The following is an 11,896-nucleotide window of genomic DNA, read 5'->3' as shown; positions in this document are numbered from 1 at the left end:
GCATCGCAGGAGTCGTCCGCGCGCACCTCTACCGACGCTCAGCCGTGACGAAGTCAGCGAACTCATCCTTGTTGGCTATCGGCACGCCATCAATCCAGCGGCCTAGTCGGCGCATCTCATCCAGCGAGCACTGTGCCCTCGCCCGCCAGCCGTGCGCGTTGAGCCAATCCACGACGATCGCTCGGTCCTGGTCGTGGTACATCAGATCCTGCAGGTATACGCGCTGTTCGAGGGCGAGTTCATCGGCCGCCTTCCGGAACCGCTCCCGGAGCTGCGCGCGCCGCTCGCCGGAGTAACTGGCGGCGGTTTCTACCGCAATCCTGCTGCCGGGCGAGCTCAGCTCGGTGATCTGCTCGAAGAGCCGATCGTGAACGTCGGCGGGCAGGTAAATCAATAGGCCTTCAGCCAACCAGGCTGTCGGCGTCGTTGCGCTGAACCCCTCGTCGCGGAGCGCGGCCGGCCAGTCGTGGCGTAGGTCGATGGGCACCTCGCGGCGGTCGACGGTGGGTTTGACACCGTGCGCGGCCAGCGTCGCGGATTTGTAGTCAAGTACTTGGGGTTGATCGATCTCATAGACGGTGCATTCAGCCGGCCAGTCCAACCGGTAGGCCCGAGAATCCAGCCCGGACGCCAGGATCACCACCTGCCGGACTCCGCTGTTGACTAGGTCGGCGAAGTAGCTGTCGAAGAAGTGCGTCCGAACTGCTTGATAGCGGCGCACGTAGTCGATCACTGCGGAGGTCGCGGGATCAGCGGACTGTAATTTGGTGAACATTGACTCGTCGCGCATGGCGTTCCATAGACCGATAGCGGCGTTTGCCGTCAGGAGCCGCGCGTATGGGTCGCGGATCAGTGGATCTGGCTGGTCAGTTTCAGCGGCTCGGGCGGCAGCCACCACGATGGCGGTGATGCCGACACCGGCTGTGATATCCCAGGTGTCGTCATGGGTACGCAGTGTGCTCAATGTGTTCCCTCTATTCCAAGTGCTCCCTCTGTTCCAGCTGCTGGTCGGTGGTCGGCGCTGGATCGACATGCCACTGCTCGTTACAGAAGTCATCCACCGTTTGAGCGACTACGTCGGCGCCGGTCAATGTCACCACCTGGTTGTCAGCCAAGAGCTGCGGCGCAGAATTCGTTTCGACCTCGCGGCCAACAAAACGGGTCGCGTGGCTTGGAAGGTACGGGATAACCATGTTCGTTAGCGGATAATCAGCGTGAAATACGGTTCGTCGAAAGCATTACCGCGGGATTGCGGCGCAGCTCCTGGCATCGACGAATACTGGTGGCCGCTTCTCGATGCGTGCGGCAGCCGCTTCTTCGAAGTTGCTGGTATGCAACGCTATGAAGAGCTGCGCGAGGCTCTCGCTTTGCATGTGCGTCTCCAAACTGGCGGCGTCCAAGCCACCCCACAAAGCCCGCTTCGTCAACTCAGTTCCAGGCCGCGAGAACGCCGCCATCCGCGCGGCGATGGCGTAGCAAGTGTCCAGCAGCCGATCCTCGGGCACCCGATATGACACCAGCCCGATCTGCTCGGCTTCCTCCGCGCCGACGTCGCGACCGCTAAGCATGATTTCAAAGGCCCGCGACGATCCGACGGCCCGAGGCAGCAGATAACTCAGCCCCAGCTCGCTGGCACTAAGCCCATTGTTGATGCCCGCGGCCCGAAAGTAGGCCCTGGTCGAAGCCACCCGGACATCTGCGGCCAACGCCAGACACAGCCCACCTCCGATGGCCGGACCATTGACCGCGGCGATCACAGGTTGGTGCAATCGCCGCAGCGCCAGGATGACGTCTTCAAGAAGCTCCATGGCACGCATCGCACGGACCGGCTGTGTCAACCCCTCGACATGTGGCGCAGCTGCCGTGGACTTTTGATCTGCACCCGAGCAGAACCCTCGACCCGCGCCGGTTAGCACGACCACCCGCACCGAGTTGTCGTAGGTAACCCTTTTGAGGACCTGCTTGAGCGACTTCATGAGGTCGAGAGCCATGGAGTTCATCCGGCCGGGCCGATTAAGGGTGATCAACGCGACCTCGGGTCGCGGGAAATCCAGCACGACCAAGTCCGTGACGGATCGGTAGGGCAGCTCGGCTATGGTGCACGACGCATCAATCTGGCTCACTCAAGCAGCCTGCAGCCGTTATGGCCGGAAAACATCGGCTGAAACGCGTACAAATGCGCGGAGCAACGCGTATAGGTGCAGCGCACATAGACATAGCGGGTCACTGCAAGAGGCAGCGCGTGCGCGCCCTGCTCGGATAAGTCTCGGTTAAGTCTCGGATAAGTGAGGCGCTGGGGTCTGAAACGCGTAACGCCGGCGGGCGTGCGACCGCCTTGGCGACCCGCACCTCGGTGCTCAACACGTAATCCCTTGTCGCACAACATGATCAAACTGTCCACGGATTCGCTGACAAGCTGACACGGGTTGCAGACTACCTCAAGCACATTGAATCGCCCGACCGAGCTAAGGTCGGCCCGGTGGCGCACCTATTGGGAACTGAGGCCGTACATCTGGAATATCCGGCGCAAGTGGTGTTCGAGTCGGTCACACTCGGCGTGGGTGATGGCGCGCGCATCGGCATCGTCGGGCGTAATGGCGACGGAAAATCCAGCTTGCTGGGTTTGCTAACCGGTCGGCTGCAGCCGGACTCCGGCCGGGTGACCCGGCGCAGCGGATTGCGGGTCGGCGCGTTGAGCCAGGCCGACACTCTCGACCCGCAGCGCACTGTCGGTTGGACGCTAGTCGGCGACCAGGCCGAACACCAGTGGGCAAGCAACGCGCGTATCCGCGATGTGGTCAGCGGGCTGACCTCCGACATTGCTTGGGAGACAACCATTTCCACGCTCAGCGGCGGCCAACGTCGACGGGTGCAACTGGCCCAACTGCTGGTGGGCGATTGGGATGTGATCGCTCTTGATGAGCCCACCAATCACCTGGATATAGAGGGCATCACCTGGCTGGCCAGCCATCTGCAACAACGCTGGGCACGCAACGCCGGCGGGCTGCTGCTGGTGACGCACGATCGCTGGTTTCTCGACGAAGTCGCCACCACAACATGGGAAGTGCACGACGGAATCATCGAACCGTTCGAAGGCGGGTACGCGGCGTATGTGTTACAGCGCGTCGAACGAGACCGGCTGGCCGCCACGGCCGAGGCCAAGCGGCAGAACCTGATGCGTAAGGAGCTGGCCTGGTTACGCCGGGGCCCACCGGCCCGCACCTCGAAGCCGAAGTTTCGGATCGAGGCCGCCAACCAGCTGATCGCCGACGTACCACCGCTGCGCAACACCGTCGAGTTGGCCAGGCTGGCAACCGCACGGCTCGGGAAGGACGTCATCGATCTGCTGGACGTGTCGGTCTCGTTTGACGGCCGTCCGGTACTCCGCGATATCGAATGGCGGATTGGCCCGGGTGAACGCACCGGCATCCTCGGAGCCAACGGCGCCGGAAAGTCGACGCTACTGGGATTGATCGCCGGCACCGTTGCGCCCGATGCCGGGCGTGTCAAGCGCGGCAAGACCGTCCGGCTAGCGGTGCTCGATCAGCAGGGCGATCAGTTGACACCGTTTGCCCGCGACCGGATCGCCGAGGTGTTGGGCAGACTATGCGGCAGCTATCAGGTCGAGGGCCGTGAGGTCACCCCTGCTCAGCTGTTGGAGCGACTCGGCTTTGCCCGCGAGCAGTTGTCCGCGCGAGTCGCTGAACTCTCCGGCGGTCAGCGGCGGCGGTTGCAGCTCATGCTGACCTTGTTGTCCGAGCCGAACGTGCTGCTTCTCGACGAGCCCACCAACGACGTCGATACCGACATGTTGACCGCGACCGAGGACTTGCTCGATTCCTGGGCGGGCACCTTGATCGTCGTCTCGCATGACCGGTACCTACTAGAGCGTGTCACCGACCAGCAGTACGCGATTCTCGACGGTCGGCTGCGGCATCTGCCCGACGGCGTTGACGAATATCTGCGGCTAGCGCGTCCGCCAAGTATCCCGGCTATCAAGGCCGCGGCGCCACCGCGACAGGCGATGTCGGGCGCGCAGCGGCGCGCCGCCGAGAAGGAGTTGGCGTCGATCGATCGCCAACTCGCCCGCCTCGCTGACCGGATCGCGGCGAAACACTCCGAACTCGCCGAGCATGACCAGTCCGACCACGTCGCCGTGACTCGGCTGACACGGGAGTTACGCGCCCTTGAAGACGAGGTCGCCGCCAGGGAAAGCCGCTGGTTGGACCTTTCAGAAATCGTCGAGTAGCGGCAGCGTCAACTCAATGCCAGCGCAGTAGCACTAGTTCTGCGCAGAATCCGGGGCCCATCGCGATCATCAGCCCTGGGCTCCCACTGGGCGGCGGCTTGGCGATGGTGTCGCGCAAGATGTGCAGCACCGACGCCGACGAGAGGTTCGCGATCTCGCTCAACGAGCGCCAGGTCAACTCGAGCGCCTCGGGGGGCAATTGGAGGCTCTTGGTGATCGCATCGATGACCTTGGGACCACCGGGATGGCTAACCCACGCACCGATGTCGTCCTTGCTAATCCCATGCGAGGCGAGGAAGCCCGTGACGTCATCGGCCAGGTACCGCTCGACAACACTCGTCAGCTCCGGCGACAGCTCCAGCTGCAGGCCAGCAGAACTGACATTCCAGCCCATGATATGTAGCGATTCGGGGTAGAGACGGCTGCGCGAATCGAGGATGTCCGGCCCGCTGGCGCGGACCTGTACGTCTTTGGCGCGGCGTTCGCCGACGGCCACCACCGCGGCTGCGCCGTCACCGAACAGCGCCGTCCCCACCAGTCCCGACACAGTTGGTTTGACCGCGGGGTAGGTGAGCGAGCAAAGCTCGACCGATACCAGGACCGCGACGTCGTCGGGCGCACCACGCAAGTAGTCGTGCAACCGGCCCAGCCCCGCCGCCCCCGCCACGCAACCCAAGCCGAACAGCGGCATTCGGCGAACGTCCGGGCGCAGGCCGAGCCGTCCAGCGATCCGGGCATCCAGCGAAGGCACTGCGACGCCGGTGACCGTCGTGGTAACGATCGTGTCGACATCCCCGGGTTGCAGGCCTGCCTCATCAAGCGCACCCACTAGCGCGTCACAACCAAGTTCCACAGCGTTTTCGATGAAGATCTCGTTCGCCTCGCCGAAGTCGGTCAGCGATGCATACTTCTCCAGTGGCAGCACCAGATGTCGACTGTTGACCTTCGCGCCGGCATGCAGACGCCGAACAATCTCCTCGTACTCCTTCAATCCGGGAAACTCAACAAACGAATCGGTAATCTCGCTCTGGCTATATCGATGCGGCGGCAACACACCGAATACACCTGCGATGACGCTCATGCCCTGCCCCTCACATCCCACTTACCGAAAATTACGATTCTCAGCCTAGCGACTTAAATCAATATTCGAAGTTTTATGAAACTCTTTAATATTCAACATCTGTCCAATTTTCAGCGCTGACGCTTTCGCGTAATCCGATCCGCGAGCACCGGTTTCGTCATGCAAAAGTTAGGCGTCAGGGCCCGAGTTCGTCGTCCAAGATCGCAAAGAGTTGGCCTTCAGTGGCGGTATTGAGGTCGTCGAAGGTGTCGATGGGATCGGGGGGAGACATCGTCGTCAGGGCAGTTAGCATGTTCTGCAGGCGAGCGGTCAGACGTTGTTTATCTTCGGTATTCCAGTCAGGCTGATCGATCAGCGTTTGGAGTTCGCGGGCGACGTCGTTGAAGCGAGCCATCCGGTCCGGCGGATCATTGGTGGTACCGGCGCCCAGTTGGGTCTCGAGGTGTTCGGCCAGGGCGGCGGGCGTGGGGCAGTCGAAGATTACGGTGGGCGAAAGAGTAAGCCCAGTAGCAGTTTTCATACGATTGCGCAACTCAACAGCGGTCAGCGAGTCAAACCCGAGGTCTTGGAAAGCGTGTTCGGCGTTGATGTCTGACGCGCTATGTCCGAGCACCACGGCGGCATTACTGCATACCAAGTCCACCAACTCGCGGTGTCGCCGCTCGACAGTCAGGCTCGCTAGCCGCGCCCGCAAGCCCGTCACCGATGCGTTCGTCATGTCGGCGTGGTCGATGACCCGTCGTGCGGGGCGGCTCGCTAATTGACTCAACAGCGCGGGTAAGGCGGCCCGGTTGCTGGTGAGTGCGGCCGTATCGAGATGGGTGGCCACCAGCACGGGATGCTCGACCGCCAGTGCGGTATCAAACAATTCGAGCGCTTGCTGGTTGGACAACGGTGCCAACCCGACCCGGCGCATTCGGGCTTTGTCGCGCTCGTTGAGGTGCTGTGTCATCGCCGACGCTTGGTCCCACAGCCCCCAGGCCACCGATAATCCGGGCAGGCCGCCGGCACACCGACGCTCGGCAAGGCCGTCAAGGAAACTGTTGGCGGCCGCGTAGTTCCCTTGCCCCGGGGCACCCACGATTCCGGCCATCGACGAAAACATCACGAACATCGACAACCCCATGCCCTGGGTCAGCTCATGCAGATTCCACGCCGCAGCTACCTTGGCCCGCAACACCGTATCCATCCGATCGGGCGTCAATGACCCAATCACCGCATCATCGAGTACCCCGGCGGCATGAATCACCCCGGTCAACGGATACAGCTCGGGCAGCGTTGCCAACAACTCCGCCAGCGCCGCACGATCAGCGACATCACAGGCCACCACCTGTACCTGGGCGCCGGCTTGCACCAGATCAGCCACCAACTCATCGGCACCCTCGGCTGCCTGGCCACGCCGACTGGCCAAGACCAGGTGACGCACCCCGTACTGATTCACCATGTGACGAGCCAAGAGCCCGCCCACCATCCCGGTACCACCGGTGATCAACACCGTGCCCGCCGCCAGCCCACCGCCGGACCTATCGGGCAGGGTCAACACCACCTTGCCGACATGACGAGCCTGACTCACAAACCGGTAAGCCTCAGCGGCGTGACGCACATCCCAGACCTTCAGCGGCAGCGGATGCAATACCTCGGCCTCAAACAACCCGACCAGCTCAGCCAACATGTCCTGGATATGTTGCGAGCCGGCCTCCATCAGATCAAACGCCTGATACCGCACGCCAACATGCTCGGCGGCGATGGCCCCGGGATCGCGAAGATCGGTCTTGCCCATCTCAATGAAACACCCACCGTTAGCCAGCAATCGCAATGATGCATCGGTGAATTCGCCAGCCAGCGAGTTGAGCACCACGTCGACCCCGGCCCCGCCGGTAACCGACAAAAACTTCCGCTCAAATTCCAGCGTCCGCGAGTCGGCGATATGGTCATCGTCAAAGCCCATTGACCGCAGCGTATCCCACTTGCCGCGACTGGCAGTAGCGAAAACCTCTGCACCCCAATGCCGCGCCAGCTGCACCGCGGCCATCCCCACGCCACCAGCGGCCGCGTGCACCAACACCCGCTGCCCGGCCCGAAGACCCGCCAACACCGACAACCCGTACCACGCCGTCAAAAAGACCACCGGCACACCCGCCGCCACCGCGAACGACCAGCCCGGCGGCTTCGGCACCACCAGCCGCGCATCAACCACGGCCTCAGAACCGGCCAGCCCCAAAATTCCCAGCACCGCATCGCCGACGGCCACCCCGGTCACCTCCGGGCCGACCTCGACAACCACCCCGGAACCCTCAGCTCCCAGCTGTGCGGCACCCGGATACATGCCCAACGCCACCAACACATCCCGGAAATTCACCCCGACCGCAGCCACCGCCACTCGCACTTGCCCGGCGGTCAGTTCGATGTGCGGGCACGTCTGCACGATCACGTCCTCTAGCGTGCCCCCGCTACCGGCCGCCAAGCGCCACTGCGCTGCCGGCAGCTCCAGCACCGAACCCGACCGCACCGGATTCAACCGGGCGCGATAGGCCATGCCCTTGCGCACCACCAATTGTGGTTCACTACAACCGATTACCCTATCAACATGCAGAGATCCGTCCGAGTCGACCAACACCACCCGACCCGGGCACTCAGCCTGTGCTGACCGCACCAAACCCCACACCGCGGCCCCGGCCAAATCCGTGACGTCCTCACCGGGCAATGCGACGGCCCCGCGTGTCAACACCACCAGCACGCCAGCCCGATCCCCGGCCAACCACGACTGCAGCACCTCCAGCAGCTCATGGGTGGAGGCATGCACCGCGTCCAGCACACTAGGATGCTGAGCGCCCGGCTCCCACACCACCACGCCATCGCTAACATCTGAGCTGTTGTTGCACAACGGCACCGGTGACCAGACCACTTCGAACAGCCCGACACCAACTGGCCGAGCCGCAGCCGCCAACAACTGCTCAGCCAAGACTGGGCGAACCATCAACTCCCGCACCGACAGCACTGGCAAGCCGGTGGAATCGGCCAACTCCACCGACATGGCATTCGCTCCCGCCGGCGCTATCCGGACCCGCACCCGCGACGCCCCCGCCGCGTACAACGAGACTCCTTGCCAGAAAAATGGCAATACGGCCTGGCCTGCCTGGGGAGTTTGGACCTGCTCGCCGGCCATCCCCAGCGCGTGCAGCGACGCATCCAGGACCACCGGATGAATACCAAACCCGCCCAGGGTCACCCCGGCGTCCTGTGGAACGGCAACCTCGGCAAAGGTCTCAGGTCCGCGGCGCCACACCGACCGCAACCCGCGAAACGCCGGACCGTACTCGTAACCGCGCCCGGCCAACTCGTCATAAACTCCGGCCGCATCTACCGCTATCGCACCCACCGGCGGCCACACCGATAGATCCGTGGCCGGCGCAAGCGACGCCGGACTGAGCACGCCCTCAGCGTGTAACGTCCAGTCCGATTCCTGGTGAGCAGCAGACGAATACACCGACACCGCACGGGAGGTCGGTTCTCCCGCGTCAGCGGGCGGTACCCCCACCGCGGCGCCCACGACCACCTGCACCGCCACCTTGCCCGTCGCGGGCAGCACCAATGGCGCCGACAAGGTCAACTCGTCGATCACCGAACAGCCGACCTCATCGCCGGCCCGCAATACGAGCTCCACAAACCCGGCCCCGGGAAACAGAATCGTCCCACCCACGGCGTGATCGGCCAGCCACGGCTGCGCAGCAACCGACAGCCGGCCGGTCAGCACCACCCCGCCGGAATCAGGGCGCTCCACCACCGCGCCCAGCAGGGCATGCTCGGCGGCCACCACGCCCAGGCTGCCCGCATCGCCGCCCGACCCCACCATCTCGGCCGGCAGCCAAAAGCGCCGGTGTTGAAAGGCGTACGTGGGTAGCTCGACGCGCTGGGCGCCCAGACCGGAAAACGTCGCGGCCCAATCGACTGGCACTCCGCTGGCGAACAGCCGTGCGACCGCAGCAAGCAACGACTCGGCCTCCGGACGGTCGTGGGGCATGGTGACCACCGCCATCGCCTGATCGCCGGCCAGGCTCTGTTCCACCGAGGCCGTCAACGCCATACCGGGACCCACTTCGACAAAAGCCGCCGCCCCCCATGACTCGGCGGCGCGTACCCCATCGATAAATCTGACTGGCGCGCACACGTGGTCGAGCCAATACCGTGCCGACCCGTATCCCGGCGACGCCAACTGACCTGTCACGGTGGAGACCAAGGCAATCCGCGGCTCGGCGACCTCAACCCCGGCTACCACGTGCGCGAACTCTTCGAGCATCGGCTTCATCAGAGGCGAGTGAAAGGCATGCGAGACTGCCAGCCGATGCTGCCGCCGACCCTGCTGCGCCAACTGCTCTGCCACCGCATCCACCGCGGCCTGCGCACCGGACAACACCACCGCATGCGGGCCGTTGACCGCCGCGATAGCCACCCCCGGAGTGAGCAGCCTGCTCACTTCGTCCTCGCTGGCAGCGACCGCCAGCATCACCCCGCCCACGGGCAGCTCCGCCATCAGCCGGCCCCGTCCCGCGACCACCTTGGCCGCATCCGGTAACGACAGCACCCCCGCCACGTACGTCGCGGCGATCTCCCCCACCGAATGCCCCATGACAATATCGGGCATCATGCCCCAGGACTGCAGAAGCGCCGCCAACGCCACCTCGACGGCAAACAATGCCGGCTGGGCAAACTCCGTGCTTTCCAACAGCTTTGCGTCATCACCCCACATCACCTCGCGCAGCGGGATCCGTAAGTGGCGATCCAACGCGGCGGCGGCCTCATCAAAAGCCTGCGCGAACACCGGAAAACGGCCGGACAGCTCAGCACCCATGCCTAGACGCTGCGAGCCCTGGCCGGAGAACACCCACGCCGTCTTGCCGACCGACCGGGCCCTCCCCACCACGGCCGCACCCGGCTCGCCACCAGCTAGCGTCGCCAATCCGTTGATCAAGGTGTCGCGGTCGGCGCCCACCAGTACGGCCCGGTGCTCAAACGTCGATCGGGTCGCGGCCAGCGACCATCCCACATCTAGCACCCGCGTGGCCTCGTCAGTGCCTAGCCGGGCCGCCAACCGCTGCGCCTGATCGACCAACGCCCGCTCGGAACGGGCCGACACCACCCACGGCACCACCGGCGTCGAGTCATCACGTTCCGCCGTCGTAGGCTCCCCCGCCGGCGCCTGCTCGATGATCACATGCGCATTCGTCCCGCTGATCCCGAACGACGACACCCCGGCGCGGCGTAACCCGACCCCCTGCGGCCACGGCTGCGGCTCAGTCAGCAACGACACCGCCCCAGTCGACCAATCCACGTGCGGCGTCGGCACATCCACATGCAGCGTCTTCGGCAGCACCCCATGCCGCATGGCCTGCACCATCTTGATCACCCCGGCAACGCCGGCCGCCGCCGAAGTGTGACCGATATTGGATTTGATCGATCCCAGCCACAACGGACGGTCAGCCCGGCGGTCCTGCCCATAAGTCGCCAAAAGGGCTGCCACCTCGATCGGGTCGCCCAACGTGGTCCCTGTTCCGTGTCCTTCCACCACATCCACGTCGGCCGCGGTCAACCCGGCGTTGGCCAGGGCCGCCCGAATCACCCGCTGCTGCGACGGCCCGTTGGGTGCTGTCAATCCGTTGGAGGCGCCGTCCTGATTGACGGCCGAACCCCGCAGCATCGCTAACACTGGATGCCCCAACCGCCTGGCGTCGGCTAGCCGCTCCAGCACCAGTACTCCCGCGCCCTCAGCCCATGACGTCCCATCGGCAGCACCGGCATACACCTTGCACCGACCATCCGGCGCCAGCGCCCGTTGGCGGCTGAACTCCACAAATCCAGCGGGGGTGGCCATCACCGTGACGCCACCAGCCAGCGCCAGATCACACTCACCCGAGCGCAACGACTGCGCCGCCAGATGCATCGACACTAACGACGACGAGCACGCCGTGTCCACCGACACCGCCGGGCCTTCCAATCCCAGCACGTATGAAACCCGGCCCGAGGCCACGCTCAGCGTTGAGCCGGTGAACCCATAGCCCTCCAGCTCGCCCTTGACCTCGCCGCCGTAGCTGGCGTGGATGACTCCTGTGAACACTCCTGTCGCTGAACCTCGCAACTGAGTCGGGTCAATTCCCGCCTGCTCCAATGCTTCCCAGGAAATCTCCAACATCAACCGCTGCTGGGGATCCATCGCCAAGGACTCGCTGGGACCAATACCGAAAAATGCGGCATCGAAATCGCCTGCGTTCGCCAAAAATGAGCCGTGTCGGACGTACATTTTGCCCGCGGCGTCGGGATCGGGGTCGAACAAACCGTCGATGTTCCAGCCGCGATCCGCCGGGAATTCGGACACCGAATCGCGGCCGTCAACTACCAACTGCCACAATGCTTCAGGCGAATCAACCCCGCCCGGATAGCGGCAGGCCATACCGACTACGGCCACCGGCTCGGATTGCTTGGCTTCCAACTTAGCGAGACGTCGCCGGGTGCGCCGCAGATCTGCCGTGAGACGCTTTAGGTAATCAACATGCTTGGCGGTGCTCGGCATT

The 11,896-nt window shown here is 64.2% G+C and carries 6 protein-coding genes; 1 reads left to right on the top strand and 5 read right to left on the bottom strand.

The window, feature by feature from the left end:
* Positions 1–28: 28 nt before the first annotated feature.
* From B586_RS09905 to B586_RS09895, 3 genes are read right to left on the bottom strand one after another with little or no spacing between them, the layout of a single operon-like run.
* The gene (locus B586_RS09905; protein WP_047313976.1) at positions 29–964 is read right to left on the bottom strand and encodes a class I SAM-dependent methyltransferase; all 936 of its coding nucleotides are present in this window, start codon (positions 962–964) and stop codon (positions 29–31) included.
* 10 nt (positions 965–974) lie between these two features.
* On the bottom strand, positions 975–1,193 hold the full coding sequence (locus tag B586_RS09900) for a hypothetical protein (RefSeq protein WP_047313975.1): 219 nt from the start codon (positions 1,191–1,193) through the stop codon (positions 975–977).
* A 45-nt stretch (positions 1,194–1,238) separates the two neighbouring features.
* Positions 1,239–2,123 carry an enoyl-CoA hydratase gene (locus B586_RS09895; RefSeq protein WP_047313974.1) on the bottom strand — a complete coding sequence of 295 codons (885 nt, stop codon included), beginning with the start codon at positions 2,121–2,123 and terminating at the stop codon, positions 1,239–1,241.
* A 356-nt stretch (positions 2,124–2,479) separates the two neighbouring features.
* Here B586_RS09895 and B586_RS09890 point away from each other — a divergent pair, with 356 nt between their 5' ends.
* Positions 2,480–4,249 (top strand): ABC-F family ATP-binding cassette domain-containing protein, encoded by a 1,770-nt coding sequence (locus tag B586_RS09890; protein WP_054880048.1) that lies wholly within the window; start codon positions 2,480–2,482, stop codon positions 4,247–4,249.
* Positions 4,250–4,262: 13 nt separating this feature from the next.
* On the opposite strand, the gene B586_RS09885 is transcribed toward B586_RS09890, so the two are convergent.
* Positions 4,263–5,330 (bottom strand): type III polyketide synthase, encoded by a 1,068-nt coding sequence (locus tag B586_RS09885; RefSeq protein ID WP_047313972.1) that lies wholly within the window; start codon positions 5,328–5,330, stop codon positions 4,263–4,265.
* A gap of 175 nt (positions 5,331–5,505) precedes the next feature.
* Entirely contained in the window at positions 5,506–11,895 is a 6,390-nt protein-coding gene (locus tag B586_RS09880) for a type I polyketide synthase (protein WP_054880049.1), read from the bottom strand.
* Position 11,896 lies beyond the last annotated feature (1 nt).

Source organism: Mycobacterium haemophilum DSM 44634 (assembly GCF_000340435.2).
Classification (GTDB): domain Bacteria; phylum Actinomycetota; class Actinomycetes; order Mycobacteriales; family Mycobacteriaceae; genus Mycobacterium; species Mycobacterium haemophilum.
Note: the sequence above shows the minus strand (reverse complement) of the source record. Positions and strands in the feature narration are given on the sequence as shown.

What these genes read in the sequence shown, in the direction of transcription:
- B586_RS09900 (WP_047313975.1), bottom strand. Translation starts at nt 1,193, where the DNA reads ATGGTTATCCCGTACCTTCCAAGCCACGCGACCCGTTTTGTTGGCCGC.
- B586_RS09885 (WP_047313972.1), bottom strand. Translation starts at nt 5,330, where the DNA reads ATGAGCGTCATCGCAGGTGTATTCGGTGTGTTGCCGCCGCATCGATAT.
- B586_RS09880 (WP_054880049.1), bottom strand. Translation starts at nt 11,895, where the DNA reads ATGCCGAGCACCGCCAAGCATGTTGATTACCTAAAGCGTCTCACGGCA.